Consider the following 18,143-nt stretch of genomic DNA (forward strand, 5'->3'; position numbering starts at 1 on the left):
TTTCTTAACAGAATATATCTTTTTAAAATTTATCAAAATTATCATCGTGCTTACCTTGTAATGTTAAACTTGTCAAATAAGCTCCAATTAAATTACAAATCTGTATATAAGATTTTAGATTCTTTTTTTGTGTAAGCATTTTATTAGATAACTTTATAAAATTCGTAATTATTTCTAAACTTATATTATAAACAAAGTCTTCTAATAATCCTAACCCGTAAAGAAGTAAAATTTCTTCAATAATCTTTGTCATAATCAGTGAATTAATATTTTCAACTTTTTGTTTTTCTCTTAATTTACACATTATCCTTTCTATTAAATACTTTTTTATCTCTTTTTTATCCTCTTCATACTTCCTTTCATGCTCTGTAATTAAAATTTCTCTATAAAGTTCCCATTCAAGAAATAATTCATTTTTCTTTAATATATAAAAAACAGCTACTATATCCGGATATGTATTATAAAAATTATAGCCTCTATCAATATATACAATTACTTCCACTATCATTAATGCTATGGGATAAACTAATGCTATTAATAAAGACTTAAAAACACTATATCCCAAAATAAAATACAAAAGTAAAAAGTCCACAACAATTGAGACAATAATACCATTTAACAAAAGTAAAATAAATTTAATTTGTATTTTATAAAAATCTGTAACTTCTTCTTTTTCGATATTTGCAAAAGAACACTGACAATATCCTCCCACATAAAAACCTTTTTTCTTTTCAATACTTATTTTTGTTGAGTTCAAATTTGAATTTCTAAATTTAATTACAAAATTAAGTATTCCCATTTCGTTTACAAAAACTTTGTTTCCCCACAAAATTTTTGCTCCTATATAATGACCTATTTCATGAAATACTATTGTTGTAATATTTAAAACTATAAATAGAACAAATGCTTTTATAATAGTTAACATATTCTCTATATCTCCTTTTTAAAAATCACGGAAGAGGCTGTCTTTATTCTAATTTTTTCATGTAAAAATTCAATAATTTTATAAAGACAACCTCTTCCTTTATTACAATTCAATTCAATTTAATATGCCATTTAGAAAGAAGGATAGATTAATTTTTGTTAATCTTCTTTCCCATGTTTCAAATGAACAGCATCTCTCAATCCTATAAAAGCACTAAAACCACCGCTTACCGCCGCACTTGCAAGAAACCATGTTACAATTGGCAAAAATGCAATACCACCACATACATTTTCCTGCTCTTGTTTAGTCATACTCTCAAAATTTTCTCCCAGCAATACTTTTGCTCTTTCTTCACAAATTTGAAAACTCATTTAAGCCACCCCTTCATTCCATATTTAATAATGAAGTATTAAATTATTCCTATTCATTTTACAGTTCCCATCCTTTTTTGAAACTATAATAATAACTGATAGCACCAGCTGCCGATGCTCCTGCAGAAGCTGCAGTAATTTTTGGTAAATTGCTTTTTATAGCGCTGATTATTTGGCTCAAATCTATATTTATATTTACATCAAGAAATATAAAGCCTCCTGCTATAGAATACTTCTCAATTTGCTCAATTTCTTCAAAAGTTGGTCCAACTAATGAAGACAAATTTTCTTTCATTCTTTTCACACCTCCTCATTTTTTTGATTTAATTATATATCCCAACCCTCACAGCCGGCTGATGAAAGGGTTGTTGCCTCACCTCATAACCTCAATCCCATCTTTTCTAAAACCCATTCAATCACTCGCTTTTGCTCAACCACTATGCTCATCTCACAGGCTTGCCCTGCCCTCAAATTAATACCTTTTGAAACATTCTTCACTTCTACTTCAACTTCATAAAATCCTTGCCCACTTTGACTTGCTACCTTTATATCCCGTGATACCCTGGTAACCTTTCCTTCTACTACATTCAAGCCACCTGCTCCTGTCAATTTCACCTTTACTCTTTGCTCTTTTTCTATACCACTGCTTTTTGTGTTTGGTATGTATCCAATTATCTTAAAACCTTTTGCCTGACTGTTAACTATTCTGCCAATCTCAGTTCCGCTCCTTACTACCACACCACTGACCATTTCGCTACTGTATTCCACATAACCATCTTTTTCCGCTCTTACACTACAGCTTTCTATCAACTTCTCAGTTTCATCCAAGTTGATTTTCAGGTTCTTTATTTCATTACTCAAATTACTAATCTCATTATCAATCTGCTGCAGCATGTCCAGCTGATACTTCTCAATATCTCCTTTTGTATCATCACCTGAAATGTTTAGCAGCTTCAGCTGCCCTTCTATTTTCTGTTTCTGCAAAATCATCTCACTTTTTGACTGCCTCAGCTCATCAAGCTTTGAATCTATTTTCGATACTAAAATCTTCTTCTGTATATCACTACCATCCAATTTTGCCTTCACCTGCTGATTGTAAGCCTCTATTTCACTCAATATAAATCCTAAATACCCTATGTCGTATTTTTCTTCTATCTTAACTTGATCGCCTTTGCTTACAATTCCCTTTATTTCTCTTAACATGCTTTCAAATTTATCAATACTTTTAATCTTTTCATCCAAACTCTCCATCTGCTTTTTAAAATCCATTATACTGTATTCTCTTTGTACTCTTGCTTCTTCTGCAGCTTTTCTTAATTCGTTTACCTCATAACTATAGCTCAAGTACCTCAAATAGTATGCATTATTTTTATTCCTGAGACTTTCTCCTTTTTCTATGCTATTTCTCAATTCTTTCAAATCATCAATCTTTTTCTCATTTTCGCCCAATTGCTGTCTTAACAAATCCCTCTTCTTTACATACTCCTCATCATCAATTTTAAATAGAACCTCACCTTTCTTTACATATTCACCTTCTTTTACAAAAACCTCTTTTACCTTCCCTCCAACATAACTTATCACCTTTGCTTCATCTTCCCAAGGTCTTATTATTCCTTGAACCTTCACATTTATATCAATTTTCCCTACAATACTCCACAAAACAAGCCCTATTATTAAAGCCAACAAAATGTATGTAATAAAAAGTCCATACCTTGGAATCTCTGCCTCGTACAAAAGCTTGCTTTCCCTAAGTTCGCTAAAATCATATATTACCTCTCTCATCTTCCAGCTGCACTCCCAACCAAATCCCATAGCCCTTTTTGCTCAAGCCCTATCAGCTGCTCTCTCCACAGGTTATAATAATACCCTTTCTTTGCCATGAGTTCCTCATGCGTCCCCACTTCTACTATCCTGCCTTCATGCATTACCACAACCCTGTCGCATTTCAAAATAGTGGATAGCCTGTGCGCTATTATTATGGTTGTTATCTCCTCACATATTTTCTCTATAACCTTTCCTATCGCCTGCTCGGTTACAGAATCAAGGTTGCTGGTCGCTTCATCCATTATTATTATCTCAGGCTTCTTTAAAAGTGCCCTGGTTATCGCTATAAGCTGCTTCTGCCCACCTGACAAATTTGCTCCATTCTCTTCTATCATCGTATTATATCTCAAAGGAAGTTTTGATATAAACTCATCCAGTGTGGTTAATCTGCTTATTTCAATCACTTCTTCCATTTTTATATTCCTGTTACCCAATACCAAATTCTTAAATATCGTACCACTGAACAAAAAGATCTCTTGAGATATATATGCTATCTTTTCCCTCAAATGCCTCTTGTTTATATCTTTTAAATTGTATCCATTTATCCTTATCTCACCGCTTTCATAATCATAAAATCCTAAAAGCAGTTTTGCCAATGTAGTCTTCCCTGAACCACTCTCCCCTACTATCGCTATCTTTTCTCCTCTTCTTATCTTAAGATTTATATCTCTTAGCACAAGCTGTCTTGTACCGTATCTGAAGTTCAAACCCTCTATCTCTATATCACCCTTCAAACTAGGTGATAACTTTTTGTCCTCATCTTCTTGAAACTCACTCTCAAGTTCCAAAATTTCACTAAGCCTCTCGGCTGCAACTATTGCTGTCTGCAACATCGGCTGCAATCCTATCAAGTTCTTTATCGGGTCTACAAAGTATGCAAGCAGTGCATTGAACGTAAACAACTCTCCTATGCTCATCTGCCCATTTATTACCTTGTGTGCTCCTACCCATAGTATTACCATAACACCTACCGCTGCTATCCCACTGCTTATATTACTTTGCAAATTGTTTAGATTTGCCACTTTAATCACATCTTTCAAAAACTTTACAAACTTGCTCTCTGTCTTAAAATTCACATCCTCTTCTATATTAAATGCCTTTACTACCTCTATCCCATTCAGTGACTCTACCAAATATGATGTCAAAATTGCATTGTCTTCCATCTCCTGTCTGTTCGCTTCCCTCAATGCCCTGTTAAATCCAAACACCACCGCTGCATACAGCAAAACCATCACAAGTGCTATAAAAAACAGCGTGGAATTTTGCAGGTATAATATAATTGCGCCTACCACTGCCATTATGCTGTCTATCATTAGCGTCAAAGTTGCACCTGATACTGCATCCCTTATCTTTGACGCATCCATAAACCTCGAAATTATCTCCCCTATCTTCCTGCTACCAAAAAAACTCATCGGAAGCTTAATCACATGTTCATAGTACCCCAGCATCAGCTTAATATCCAATCTTTGACTTAAATGTATCAAAAGCCTTACCCTGAATGCTCCTAATATCACCTTGAATATTGTAATCAGTATCGCACCTGCTGCTATAACGTGAAGTGTATTCTTCAAAAGATTTGGTATTACATCATCCATCAAAAACTTGTAATAAAACGCTGCCACTATACCAAGCAAGGTATATACAACTGACACTGCAAAAATATTCAATATCAAATTCTTCTGTGGTCTCAATAACTTAAAAAACTTTTTCAAAACCCCCTCTTGTTTTCCTTTCTTGAACCTCTCATTTGGTACAAGAAGTATCAAAATGCCTGTCCATATTTTAAAAAACTCTTCTGGCTTTAGCTTAACTATTCCTTTGGCCGGGTCTGCTATCACTATCCTTTCTTTTCTTATCTCATGTATTACAACATAATGAAATAGCTTGCCATCTATCAGTACATGTGCTATACACGGAAGTGGTATTTTCTCAAATATTGCTTCTTTTGCTTCTGCCCTGACTGCTTTTGCTTCAAATCCAAGCTTTTCTGCCGCTTTTACAACTCCATATGCTGTGGTGCCAAACCTGTCTGTCCCTGCCATCTCTCTTATCCTAGCTATCGATACTTCTTTTCCATATTGCAAGCAAATTGTTGCTAAGCTCGCTGCTGCACAATCTGTTATATCATGCTGCTTTACACAATAGTATCTTTTCCTCATCTCTACATCCCACTTGATTTTTGATATATTTGCTTCTTTATTTTCTTATTTAGGCTGTTTTGTACTTGAACTATTTTTTCTGTAAACTTCTTCTTGGAATTTCTATGCAAATTTTATCTTATACATTTTCACTCTGTCAATCCCGTTTTTTTTTTTTTTTTTTAGCCAATTTTCAACCAAATTTTGAGCTCAGAATACACTTTTCTTTAAATAGCTTAAAAGTTCTTAAATTTTCTTGAGTTTATATCAAGGCCAAATTTGCAAATAGTTAAAATATATAGTTTGTTGAATAAAAGAAATAACCATATAGAGTAAATGTAGTAACAAAAGAAAAAAGCCCCATCGTATTATAATTTTGATCTTTAGAGAAAAGCTGCAACAAAACATAAGGGAAGATAAAAAATAAAGAACAGAACAACCAAGGAAATGTAATCTATTTCAAATTTTCACCATGTACTTAAAAACAAAAAGGATTTACTACTTTTATTTTCCCAAAATACTGACCAGAATTTAAATCTTCACTCAATACTACTGAACATCCCAAATTTATAGCACTGCAAAGTATCAAAGCATCCCAAAAAGATATTTTATATCTTTGTGAAAGCTTGATAGCTTCCAAAATATCTTTTACTTCAATTGTGGCTACCTTCCATAAACCTAAGTCTGATATGATTTGAAAAGCGCTTTCAAAACTTAAAGGATTTTTAACCTTTTTTGTAACAACAACAAAAAATTCTTGAAGAACTTGAGTGCTCAATGCACCATTTCTTTCTTTCCAAAGCTTCTCCACAATTTGTTTAGCTATTACGTGTTTTTCCCCTGCAGATTTATCATAAGCATAGACCAAAATATTTGTGTCAACAAATTGATAGCTACTCTCTTTCATATAAATCTTCTCTCCTCCAACTGATTGCTCCACCTGTTCCAAGGTCAAATCCTTCTTCTAAAAGTTTAAGATGTTGTAAATATACTTTTTGATATGACTCTTCCCTATTTACAAGCTCTTCTAACAAGCTTGTAAGCAGCGCAGAAATAGATGTATTCCTTTCAACAGCAATATGTTTTACCTTTTGAATAAGTTCCTTGGGAAGAGACAAAGTAATATTCTGATATTTACGCATACTATTTCACCTCCACGTAAAATAGTGTATCACATATTTACGTGAGATTCAACATTAAGTTTGAATGTATTATTCACCAATCAATCATGTGATAGGAAATGGAAGTATAAAAATAGGGTGGAATATACAACTCCACCCTATGTCTTTCTCATCTATCTTTTAAAACCCAAAATACTCTTTTGCATTATAATAGCAAATGCCTTGAACTATTCTACCAAGTATCTCCAAATCATAAGAGTATTCGCCATTTTCTACCCACTCACCGATCAAGTTGCAAAGAAGCCTTCTAAAGTATTCATGCCTTACATAGGACAGAAAGCTTCGAGAATCTGTTACCATTCCAACAAATCGGCTCAAGAGCCCAAGGTTCGCAAGGTCTTTCATCTGTTGAAGGTTACCATCTTTGCTGTCATTGAACCACCAAGCTGCACCAAGTTGCATCTTGCCAGGAATGCTACCATCTTGGAAAGACCCCATGATTGTTGCAAGAACATAGTTGTCTTTTGGATTTAAAGAATACAAAATTGTTTTTGGCAAAGAGTTCTCCTTCTCTAATGAATCAAGTAATTTAACAAGTGAAATAGCTACTTGATTATCATTTATTGAATCATATCCTGTGTCAGGCCCCAAAATATTGAACATTCGTGTGTTGTTGTTTCTCAGAGCATTTATATGAAGCTGCATTGCCCAGCCGAGACTTGAATAAACCTTTCCTAAGAGTCTCAATGTATACGTTTTATATTTTGCAACTTCAATTTCTGTAAGTTTCTCACCTGCTAAAGCTTTTTTGAAAATATTAGCTACTTCATTAAAAGATGCATCGGCAAAAACCATATCGTCAATAGCATGGTCAGAGGCACGACACCCCACAGAGTGAAAAAATTCTGCTCTTGACTTTAAGGCATCTAAAAACTCATCATAGCTTTCTATCTTCTTTCCACATACCTCTGCAAGCTTCTTTACCCACGGGATGAATGTTTCTCTTTCAATGTTCACACCCTTGTCAGGTCTGAAAGTAGGATAAACTTTGACATTGAAGTCTTTATCTTCTTTCAGTTTTAAATGATACTCAAGTGTATCAACAGGGTCGTCTGTCGTGCAAATTACTTCCACATTGGACTTTAAAATTATATCTCTTGCACCAAGCTCTTTTAGAACTTTGTTTGTCTTTTCCCAAATGATAGGTGCTGACTTTTCATTCAATATCTCATCTATTCCAAAATATCTTTTAAGTTCTAAATGTGTCCAGTGATAAATTGGATTTCCTATTGCCATTGGAATGGTCTTTGCCCATGCCAAGAACTTTTCATAGTCATCTGCGCTACCTGTTATATACTTTTCTTCAATTCCGTTTGCTCTCATAAGCCTCCACTTGTAATGATCTCCTCCAAGCCAAACCTCCGTGATATTCCTAAACTTCTTGTTTTCATAAATTTCCTTTGGATTCAAATGACAGTGAAAGTCAACAATTGGCATATCTTTTGCATATTTTTCGTAAAGCACTTTAGCAGTCTGGTTATTCAAGAGAAAATCCTCATCCATAAATCTTTTCATCTTTCCAAACCTCCTTGTAACTTGTTTCAACACAATTTTGTAAAAATTCAAACAAAATTCACAACTCAATCTGTTTGAATATATTATAAAATGAAAAGAGGGAAAGTTCAACACTTTCCCTCTTTCTTTATTCCATTGCAAATCCAAAAACTTTTCTTTGGACTTTTGTGGAGTTATTTTTTCTTCAAGTTAAAGAATGCGTTCATTCCAGGATATACGGCAACGCTACCGAGCTCTTCTTCGATTCTCAATAGCTGGTTGTATTTTGCTACTCTGTCTGTCCTTGACGGTGCACCTGTCTTTATCTGACCAGCATTTACCGCAACAACAAGGTCAGCAATTGTTGTATCTTCAGTCTCACCTGATCTGTGTGATACAACTGCAGTGTAGCCTGCTCTATTTGCCATCTCAATTGCTTCTAAAGTTTCTGTAAGTGTTCCTATCTGATTGAGCTTAATTAATATTGAGTTTGCAACACCAAGCTCAATTCCCTTTGCAAGCCTCTTTGTATTTGTAACAAACAAATCATCACCAACAAGCTGAATTTTGTTACCAAGTGCTTCAGTGAGCATCTTCCAGCCTTCCCAGTCCTCTTCTGCAACACCGTCTTCAATTGAAACAATTGGATATTTCTCAACAAGTTTTACCCAGAATTCTACCATTTCTTCTTTTGTTCTAACTTTACCTTCTCTCTCGAAATGATACTTTCCATCTTCTTCATTGTAGAGCTCAGAGGTTGCAGGGTCAAGCGCTATTGCTATGTCTTTACCTGGAGTATAACCAGCTTTTTCGATTGCTTCAACAATCACTTCCAATGGCTCCTCGTTAGACTTCAAATTTGGCGCAAATCCGCCCTCATCACCAACTGTTGTGTTGTATCCTCTTGCTTTGAGCACATTTCTCAAGTGATGGAATGTCTCAGCACACATCCTGAGTGCTTCGCTAAAAGATTTTGCACCGACAGGCATTATCATAAACTCTTGCAAATCGACAGAGTTGTCAGCATGCTTACCACCGTTTAAGATATTCATCATTGGCACAGGTAAATATTTTGCATTAACACCGCCAATGTATTGGTACAGTGGAAGACCAAGTGCGTTCGCTGCTGCCTTTGCAACTGCCAAAGATACACCCAAAATTGCGTTTGCACCAAGCTTGCTCTTGTTCTCTGTTCCATCAAGCTCAATCATAAGCCTGTCAATCTCAACTTGGTTTAAAGCATTCATTCCAATAATCTCTGGTGCAATAACCTCATTTACATTTTCAACTGCCTTGAGAACCCCTTTACCCATATATCTTTTTTTGTCACCATCTCTGAGTTCAACAGCCTCAAACATACCTGTGGATGCACCTGATGGAACAGCAGCTCTACCTACGAACTCATCATTTACAACAACTTCTACTTCAACAGTCGGGTTTCCTCTTGAATCAAGAATTTCTCTTGCTTTTACAGCTGTAATTGAAAGATCAACTTTCATTCGTTTATTCCTCCTTCTGAATATTTTTTTCAGTCTCTATAAATGAATTTATTTAATAACAAGCGAGCTTCCTTTCATCTCTGAAGGCTTTTCTAACCTTAAGATGTCTAAGATTGTCGGAGCAATGTCTGCTAAAATTCCGTCATCTCTTAATTTAACATTGCCATACCCAACAAGATACAAAGGCACCTTATTTGTTGTATGAGCTGTATGAGGCTCACCTGTCTCATAATCGATCATCTGTTCGCAGTTACCATGGTCAGCAGTAATAATAACCACTCCGCCTTTTTCTAAAACTTTGTTAACAACTTTTCCGATACACTCATCAACAGCCTCAACTGCTTTTATTGCAGCCTCCAACACTCCAGTGTGTCCCACCATATCACCGTTTGCATAGTTACAAATTATAACATCATATTGGTTGTTTTCAATTCTCTCAAGAAGAGCTTCAGTTACCTCATAAGCACTCATCTCTGGTTTTAGGTCATATGTTGCAACCTTCGGTGATGGTACCAAAACCCTGTCTTCTCCGACATTTGGTACTTCAACACCACCGTTGAAGAAGAAGGTGACATGAGCATACTTTTCTGTCTCAGCAATCCTGAGCTGTTTTAGGCCAAGCTTGCTCAAATACTCACCCAAAGTGTTTTCTAAATTTTCTGGTTTGAAAGCAACATGGCAATTCTTTATAGTGACATCATACTGTGTCATGCATACAAAGAATACTTCAAAATATCCTTTTTTCCTTTCAAAACCGTCAAATTCTATATCACAAAATGCTCTTGTGATTTGTCTTGCTCTATCGGGTCTAAAGTTGAAAAATATTATGCTGTCGTGTTCATTTATGGTTGCAGTGGGCTTACCATTCTCAATCACAACAGTCGGAATTACAAACTCATCGGTATTACCTTTTTCATACGACTTTTCAACCGCCTCTAATGCTGAGCTTGCATACTCGCCTTCACCAAACACCATTGCATTATAAGCCTTTTCTACTCTCTCCCACCTTTTATCCCTGTCCATTGCATAGTATCTGCCCATCACTGTTGCAATCTTACCACAACCTATCTCTTTCATCTTCTGTTCAAGCTCTTCAATGTAAATCTTTGCGCTTGAAGGTGGGACATCACGTCCATCTAAAAAACAATGAACATAAACTTTTTCAAGATTATGCTTCTTTGCAAGCTCTAAAAGTGCATAAAGGTGAGTGTTGTGACTGTGAACACCGCCATCTGATAAAAGCCCCATCAGATGAAGAGAAGAGTTATATTTTTTGCAATTCTCTATTGCCATCAAAAACTCTTCTTTTTCAAAAAAGTCGCCGTCTCTAATTGACTTTGTTATCCTTGTAAACTCCTGATACACAATTCTCCCAGCACCCAAATTAAGATGACCTACCTCAGAATTTCCCATCTGACCTTCAGGAAGACCAACGTCCATTCCACTGCTACCAATCAAGGTATATGGGTAATTCTTTTCGTAATAGTCAAGGTTGGGGGTCTTACCCAAAGCAACAGCATTCCCCTCTTGCTTTGGGTTGTAACCCCAACCATCCATGACGATAAGAACAACAGGTTTTTTCATCATCTTATTCCCCTTTACTTGCCATAATTAGTAGTGTAATATCTTTGCAAATTCCTGAGCATTAAGGCTTGCACCGCCAACTAAGCCTCCATCAATCTCTGGCATATTGAAAATGTCAGCTGAATTTGCAGAGTTTACACTACCGCCATACTGAATTCTAACCTTTTGCGCAGTATCTTCATCGTAAATCTCTGCAATTACATTTCTGATAACCCCAATTACTCTATTTGCCTCTTCAGGTGTTGCATTCTTACCTGTACCTATTGCCCAGATGGGTTCATATGCAATTACAACCTTCTCAATATCTTCTTTAGACACACCATTTAGTGCAATCTTTACTTGAAGCCTTACAAGCTCATCTGTAATACCATATTCTCTTTGCTTAAGTGTTTCACCAACACATACAATAGGCTTTAGACCAAACTTGAGCGCTGCTAACACTTTCTTGTTCACAATCTCATCAGTTTCACCAAAGTACTGCCTTCTTTCAGAGTGACCTATTACCACATACTCGACCCCAACGGCTTTGAGCATTGGACCAGATATCTCACCTGTATATGCGCCTTTTTCTTCATAGAACATGTTTTGTGTTCCAAGTTTTATATTTGTTCCTTCTATTGCTTCTTTGACATATGGCACCAGGATTGAAGGTGCACAGATTACAACCTCTGCTTGCACATCATCAATATATTTTTTCAGCTCTTCAACAAACTCTTTCGCCTCAATAGGAGTCTTGTTCATCTTCCAGTTCGCTGCGATTATCTTTTTTCTTGGATTTTTATCAAGAAGACATGCAATCCCCGGTAAAACTTTGCCTTCCAAGAACTCTAATGAAGCACCGCCACCTGTTGAAATATGTGTCATCTTATCAGCAAAGCCGAGCTTTTCAACAGCAGCTGCAGAGTCGCCACCACCGATAATTGCAATTGCACCATTTTCTTCAACAGCCTCAGCAACAGCTCTTGCAATAGCTTCTGTTCCTTTTGCAAAGTTTGGAAATTCAAATACGCCCATTGGACCGTTCCAAACAATAGTCTTTGCCTTCTTTATCTCTTTTGAGAAAAGTTCAATTGTGGTATTTCCTATATCCATACCCATCATATCATCTGGCATTGCATCTGATGGTACGTACATAAACTCAGTATCATTTTTAAACTCTTTTGCTACTATGCTTCCAACGGGTAGCAAAAGGTTTACTCCTTTTTCTTCTGCCTTTTTCATTATCTCTCTTGCAACATCAAGCTTGTCATCTTCACATTTTGATTTTCCAATCTTATATCCTTTTGCCTTCAAGAAGGTATATGCCATTGCACCGCCAATAAGCAGGCTATCCACTTTTTCTAATAAATTCATAATTACTCCAATCTTGTCAGAAACCTTTGCACCACCTAAGATTGCAACAAAAGGTCTTTGTGGATTTGCAAGAGCATTGCCAAGCATTTCAATCTCTTTTTCCATTAAAAATCCAGCAACTGCTGGTAAGAACTCTGCAACACCTGCTGTTGAAGCATGAGCTCTGTGAGCTGTGCCAAATGCGTCATTTACGTAAATGTCTGCAAGCGATGCTAAAGCCTTTGCAAATTCTCTATCGTTTTCTTCTTCCTCTTTGTGGAATCTGACATTTTCAAGCAAAACAACATCTTTTTCTTTCATCTGTTCCACGCATTTTTTTGCATCTTCGCCTATAACATCTTTTGCAAGCACAACTTCCTTGCCAAGAAGCTCAGATAACCTTTTTGCAACAGGTGCCATAGAATATTTTGGATCAAACTTACCCTTTGGTCTTCCTAAATGTGAAACAAGAATCACCTTTGCATTGTGATCAATCAAATATTTAATGGTTGGAAGCGCTTCTCTGATTCTTCTATCATCTGTGATATTCCCATTTTCATCTTGTGGAACGTTAAAATCAACTCTGACTAACACTCTTTTACCACTTACATCTATATCGCGAATTGTTTTCTTGTTCAATCTTGGCATTAGTAATCTCACCTCTTCTATATTCTATCTCCTTGAAAACCTAAGATAATGGTTCCACTTTTTCAAATCAAGACTGGTCCGGGCAAAACTGCACTCTCACTACTTCTTGCCGGACCAGTCTTTTTTAAAAATCATTATAACCCTTTCTTAACAATGTAGTTCAGAAGGTCAGCAACTCTGTTAGAGTATCCCCATTCGTTATCATACCATGCAACAACCTTTACAAGTGTATCTTCTATAACCATTGTTGAGAGAGCATCAACTATTGAAGACCTTGGATCACCCTTGTAGTCAACAGAAACAAGTGGCTCTTCGCTGTATCCTAAAATACCCTTTAATTCGCCTTCAGCAGCAGCTTTCAAAACGCTGTTTACTTCTTCTTTTGTTGTTGGCTTTTCAACCTCAAAAACAACGTCTGTAACAGAAACAGTTGGAGTTGGAACTCTGAGTGCAAAACCATTGAGTTTTCCTTTGAGGTGTGGAAGAACGAGCGCTACTGCCTTTGCTGCACCAGTTGTTGTTGGAATGATAGAAAGTGCTGCTGCTCTTGCTCTTCTTAAATCCCTGTGTGGAAGATCCAATATCTGCTGGTCATTTGTGTAAGAGTGAACTGTTGTCATAAGACCTCTCTTTACTTTGAAGTGTTTGTCAATTACTTTTGTTACAGGTGCCAAACAGTTTGTTGTACAGGATGCATTTGAAATTACATGGTGCTTAGCAGGGTCGTACATCTCTTCGTTAACACCCATAACAATTGTGATATCTTCATCTGTTGCCGGAGCTGTGATGATTACCTTTTTTGCACCTGCTTGGATGTGCTTTTCTGCATCTTGCTTCTTTGTAAACCTACCTGTTGACTCAATTACAACCTCAACACCTAAATCCTTCCATGGCAGGTTTGCTGGATCTTTCTCAGCTAAGACCTTTATTTCCTTGCCGTTTACAATGATTGACGTGTCTGTATAATCAACAGTCCCATTGAATATACCATAACATGAATCGTATTTTAAAAGATGTGCCAAAGTTTTTGGATCAGTCAAGTCATTTACCGCAACAACCTCAAACTCATTTGGATATTTTGCCAAAATTGCCTTAAAAGCATTTCTACCAATTCTTCCAAAACCATTAATACCAATCTTAACAGCCATCTTACCTACCATCCTTTCTCTTTTTTTTATTTTTAACACTGCAGCAACCTTAAAATTGCAGCAGTGTTACTACCCTTTTATACTCAAAATTCTACGTGCAATCCCCTCGTCAATGACAAATATTGTGTTATGTTTTATACCATTTAATGAAAGTATTGCCTCTGCCTTGTGCGCGCCACCCGCAACTCCTATCATATATTTAATGTTTTTAATTTTTTCAAGTTTTATACCTACTGTGGTTGTACTATAGACAATATTACCCTCTTTGTCAAAATAATAACCAAAAATCTCACCAATCGCTCCCACTTCTTTTAGTTTTTCTATCATCTCTTCGCCAAATTTTCTTCTCTTTGCCATTTCAATCGCATTGCCTATACCAAATATCAACATATCGGCATTGTTAATGTCATTTAAAACATCTTGAACCTCTTCTTTTCTCACAATCAGTTTATATATCTCTTCGTCCATCGTATCAGGAAGGTGGAGAAGCTTATACTTTCCACCCAATTTTTTAGCTAAACTTGCTGCCAGGGTATTCGCTTGTTTTTCAACCTCTTGTCCAATTCCGCCCCTTGCTGGAACTACCAAGATATCTTTAAAAGAGCATCTTGGGAAATTGTCAACAACTTCTTTTACCGTCTGTCCACCTGTAACGGCAATTATCTTGACTTCTGGTAAGAGGGAGAGAATAACCTTACCCGCTGCAATACCCAATTCCCTCAGTACATATGGATTTGTATCAGCATTTCCTGGAACTACAATGATATCTTTCGCACCTAAAATATCTTTTACCCTCTCTCTTAAAGCTTCTAACCCTTTTATATCATATACTATATTAGAAAGTTTTTCAAGAATATCTTCTCCTTCATTTGTCAAAAATGTACCATTCTCTGTTATGGTTAAAAGCCCAAGACTTCTTAAAATGTCTACTTCATTTCTTACAATTCTTTCAGAAAGCTTTACCCTTTCAGCTAACATCCTTCTACCAATTGGCTGATAATATTTCACGTTTTTTAATATGTCATACCTTCTTTCAAATATTTCTATTACTTCAGGTGTTACTCTTTTTAAAAGCTCAAGAAAATCTTCCATCTCATCATTACTCCATCAGGGACAGGTTTATCCATCCCACATATAGTTTTGTCCCACTATTAATTATATCACTTTTAAAGCTTTGTTCAAGTGTATACATGCAAAAAAAGCAGAGGAAGGCAACTTCTTCTTTTATACCCTCCTCTGCTTTTTGCCCCTTCTAACTATTATTTATCTATAAATGCTTTCATCTTTGATTTTACTTGTGCTTGAGCAGCTGCAAGTCTTGCTATTGGCACTCTGAATGGTGAACATGAAACATAGTCAAGCCCTGCATTGTGGCAGAACTCAATGCTGGATGGATCGCCACCATGCTCACCACAGATTCCAAGTTTGATATCTAGTCTGGTGCTACGTCCAAGCTCTGCGGCCATCTTGATAAGTTTGCCAACACCTTTTTCATCAAGTCTTGCAAATGGATCTGTTTCGAATATCTTCTTTTCAAAGTAGTCATCTAAGAACTTGCCTATATCGTCTCTGGAAAATCCAAATGTCATCTGTGTCAGGTCGTTTGTACCAAATGAGAAGAACTCCGCTTCTTTTGCAATCTCATCAGCAGTAAGTGCTGCTCTTGGTACTTCAATCATTGTACCAACTTTATACTCAATCTTTACACCCTTTTCTTCCATGATCTTTTCAGCAGTTTTAACAATGATGTCTTTGATGTACTTGAGCTCTTTGAGTTCACCAACAAGTGGAACCATTATCTCAGGTACAACATCTATTCCCTCATTCTTTACATTTATAGCTGCTTCAATTATAGCTCTTGTTTGCATCTCAGCAATCTCTGGATATGTCACAGCCAAACGACAACCTCTGTGACCAAGCATTGGGTTAAGCTCATGCAAGCTTTGAACAATTGACTTTAGTTCTTCAAATGTGAGACCCATTTCTTTTGCAAGTTCTCTTATAGCATCATCTTCTTTTGGTAAGAATTCATGCAATGGTGGGTCAAGAAGCCTTATTGTAACTGGATAACCTTTCATCTCTCTGAAGAGGGCTTCAAAGTCGCCTCTTTGCATTGGGAGAAGTTTGTTCAATGCTTTTCTTCTCTGTTCTTCTGTTCTTGCAACAATCATCTCTCTCATAGCTGGTATTCTGTCTTCTTCAAAGAACATGTGCTCAGTTCTGCAAAGACCAATACCTTCTGCACCAAACTTTCTTGCCTGTGCAGCATCTCTTGGCGTATCAGCATTTGCTCTGACCTTTAGTCTTCTTATCTCATCAGCCCATTGCATAAATGTTGCAAAGTAACCTGTGAGCTCTGGATCTTTTGTCGGAAGTTCACCTTCGTATACATACCCTGTTGAGCCGTCAAGTGAAATCCAATCACCTTCGCGATATACTTTGCCATCTGGTGTCGTAAAGTATTTCTCCTCTTCATTAATTGATATATCCCCACAACCAGCAACACAGCACTTGCCCATACCTCTTGCTACAACTGCTGCATGTGATGTCATACCACCTCGTGATGTGAGTATTCCTTGAGCTGCAACCATACCTTCAATGTCTTCTGGTGATGTCTCTGTTCTGACAAGAATAACCTTCTTTTCACCTCTTTCAACTGCTGCTTTTGCCTCTTCAGCTGTAAAGTAAATCTTACCAGTTGCTGCACCTGGTGATGCAGGGAGGCCTTTTGCAATTGGCTTTGCAGCTTTTAGTGCACTTGGTTCAAATGTTGGGTGAAGTAATGTGTCAAGCTGTTTTGGATCAACCTTCAACATTGCTTCTTCTTTTGTTATAAGCCCTTCTTCAACCATGTCAACTGCAATTTTAAGTGCTGCTTGTGCTGTTCTCTTACCATTTCTTGTCTGAAGCATATAGAGTTTTCCTTTTTCAATTGTGAACTCCATATCTTGCATATCCTTGTAGTATGTCTCAAGCTTCTTTGCAATGTCAGCAAGCTGCTGGTAAACTTCTGGCATTGTCTCTTTTAAAGCTGAAATTGGTTGTGGTGTTCTGATACCCGCAACAACGTCTTCACCTTGAGCATTCATTAAGAACTCGCCATATAACTCTTTTTCACCTGTTGCTGGATTTCGTGTGAAGGCAACACCTGTACCAGAGTCATTGCCCATGTTACCATATGCCATCATCTGGACATTTACAGCTGTTCCCCAGTCATGAGGAATCTCATTGAGTCTTCTATAAACAATTGCTCTTGGGTTGTTCCATGATCTGAACACTGCCTTTACTGCTTCTAAAAGCTGTACTTTTGGATCTTGTGGAAAGTCTTCGCCTTTTTCTGCCTTGTAGAGCTCTTTATACTTTACAACTACTTCTTTTAAGTGCTCAGCAGTCAAATCTGTATCATACTTTGCACCATACTTTTCTTTTACTTCATCGAGTATCTTTTCAAACTTGCCTTTCTCAATTCCCATAACAACATCTGAAAACATCTGGATAAATCTTCTGTATGAGTCATAAGCAAATCTCTCATTATTTGTAAGCTTTGCCAAACCTTCGACAACTTCATCATTGATACCAAGGTTCAAGATAGTGTCCATCATACCCGGCATTGAAACTCTTGCACCGCTTCGAACAGAAACAAGAAGTGGATTGCTTGGATCTCCAAATTTCTTACCTGTAATCTTTTCAAGTTCAGCTAACTTTTCAAAGATTTCTTCTACAATCTCCTCAGCTATCTTTTCGCCTTCGTCGTAATATCTTGTACACGCTTCTGTTGTTACGGTAAAGCCTGGAGGAACTGGAAGTCCAAGATTTGTCATCTCAGCAAGATTAGCACCTTTCCCTCCAAGAAGCTCTCTCATATCTTTGTTCCCTTCATAGAACATGTACACATATTTCTTTTTGCTCAATATAAATCCCTCCTATGTGAAATTTGATTGGAAAAATATGTTAAATAAAATTTCGCGCACTACAACATAAATTATTATAGCATATTTT

General features: G+C 36.6%; 14 protein-coding genes. All 14 read right to left on the minus strand.

From position 1 onward, the window contains the following. Positions 1–22 precede the first annotated feature (22 nt). The 14 genes from H964_RS00950 to ppdK all read right to left on the minus strand — a co-directional run bounded on the left by H964_RS00950 (position 23) and on the right by ppdK (position 18,055). Positions 23–925 (minus strand): hypothetical protein, encoded by a 903-nt coding sequence (locus H964_RS00950; RefSeq protein WP_039763892.1) that lies wholly within the window; start codon positions 923–925, stop codon positions 23–25. 158 nt (positions 926–1,083) lie between these two features. Continuing rightward, positions 1,084–1,296, minus strand: coding sequence for a hypothetical protein (locus H964_RS00955; protein WP_039763895.1), 213 nt, complete (start codon positions 1,294–1,296; stop codon positions 1,084–1,086). 58 nt (positions 1,297–1,354) lie between these two features. Further along, positions 1,355–1,591, minus strand: coding sequence for a hypothetical protein (locus H964_RS00960; protein ID WP_039763898.1), 237 nt, complete (start codon positions 1,589–1,591; stop codon positions 1,355–1,357). A gap of 83 nt (positions 1,592–1,674) precedes the next feature. Then, a complete protein-coding gene (locus H964_RS00965) occupies positions 1,675–3,078 on the minus strand; it encodes an HlyD family efflux transporter periplasmic adaptor subunit (protein WP_039763901.1) in 1,404 nt (467 codons plus the stop codon). Then, entirely contained in the window at positions 3,075–5,279 is a 2,205-nt protein-coding gene (locus H964_RS00970) for a peptidase domain-containing ABC transporter (protein ID WP_039763904.1), read from the minus strand. The genes H964_RS00965 and H964_RS00970 overlap by 4 nt, the downstream gene beginning before the upstream one ends. Before the next feature lie 457 nt (positions 5,280–5,736). Beyond that, positions 5,737–6,165 (minus strand): PIN domain-containing protein, encoded by a 429-nt coding sequence (locus H964_RS00975; RefSeq protein ID WP_039763907.1) that lies wholly within the window; start codon positions 6,163–6,165, stop codon positions 5,737–5,739. Beyond that, positions 6,152–6,400 (minus strand): DUF6364 family protein, encoded by a 249-nt coding sequence (locus tag H964_RS00980; protein WP_039763909.1) that lies wholly within the window; start codon positions 6,398–6,400, stop codon positions 6,152–6,154. Before H964_RS00980 ends, H964_RS00975 begins: the two co-directional genes overlap by 14 nt. A gap of 159 nt (positions 6,401–6,559) precedes the next feature. Further along, complete coding sequence (gene uxaC / locus H964_RS00985; protein ID WP_039763912.1) at positions 6,560–7,954, minus strand: glucuronate isomerase; 1,395 nt, start codon at positions 7,952–7,954, stop codon at positions 6,560–6,562. Between the two features lie 173 nt (positions 7,955–8,127). Then, positions 8,128–9,432: a phosphopyruvate hydratase gene (gene eno, locus H964_RS00990; RefSeq protein WP_039763914.1), complete on the minus strand. Its 1,305-nt coding sequence runs from the start codon at positions 9,430–9,432 to the stop codon at positions 8,128–8,130. A gap of 48 nt (positions 9,433–9,480) precedes the next feature. Continuing rightward, entirely contained in the window at positions 9,481–11,019 is a 1,539-nt protein-coding gene (gpmI, locus tag H964_RS00995; RefSeq protein ID WP_039763916.1) for a 2,3-bisphosphoglycerate-independent phosphoglycerate mutase, read from the minus strand. A gap of 24 nt (positions 11,020–11,043) precedes the next feature. Further along, positions 11,044–12,996, minus strand: coding sequence for a triose-phosphate isomerase (gene tpiA, locus H964_RS11885; protein ID WP_083931409.1), 1,953 nt, complete (start codon positions 12,994–12,996; stop codon positions 11,044–11,046). Positions 12,997–13,130: 134 nt separating this feature from the next. Then, a complete protein-coding gene (gap, locus tag H964_RS01005) occupies positions 13,131–14,144 on the minus strand; it encodes a type I glyceraldehyde-3-phosphate dehydrogenase (protein WP_039763988.1) in 1,014 nt (337 codons plus the stop codon). A 69-nt stretch (positions 14,145–14,213) separates the two neighbouring features. After that, positions 14,214–15,236 (minus strand): sugar-binding transcriptional regulator, encoded by a 1,023-nt coding sequence (locus tag H964_RS01010; protein WP_039763917.1) that lies wholly within the window; start codon positions 15,234–15,236, stop codon positions 14,214–14,216. Positions 15,237–15,403: 167 nt separating this feature from the next. Further along, on the minus strand, positions 15,404–18,055 hold the full coding sequence (ppdK, locus tag H964_RS01015; RefSeq protein WP_083931410.1) for a pyruvate, phosphate dikinase: 2,652 nt from the start codon (positions 18,053–18,055) through the stop codon (positions 15,404–15,406). Positions 18,056–18,143 lie beyond the last annotated feature (88 nt).

The organism is Caldicellulosiruptor sp. F32, from assembly GCF_000404025.1.
Lineage (GTDB): Bacteria > Bacillota > Thermoanaerobacteria > Caldicellulosiruptorales > Caldicellulosiruptoraceae > Caldicellulosiruptor > Caldicellulosiruptor saccharolyticus.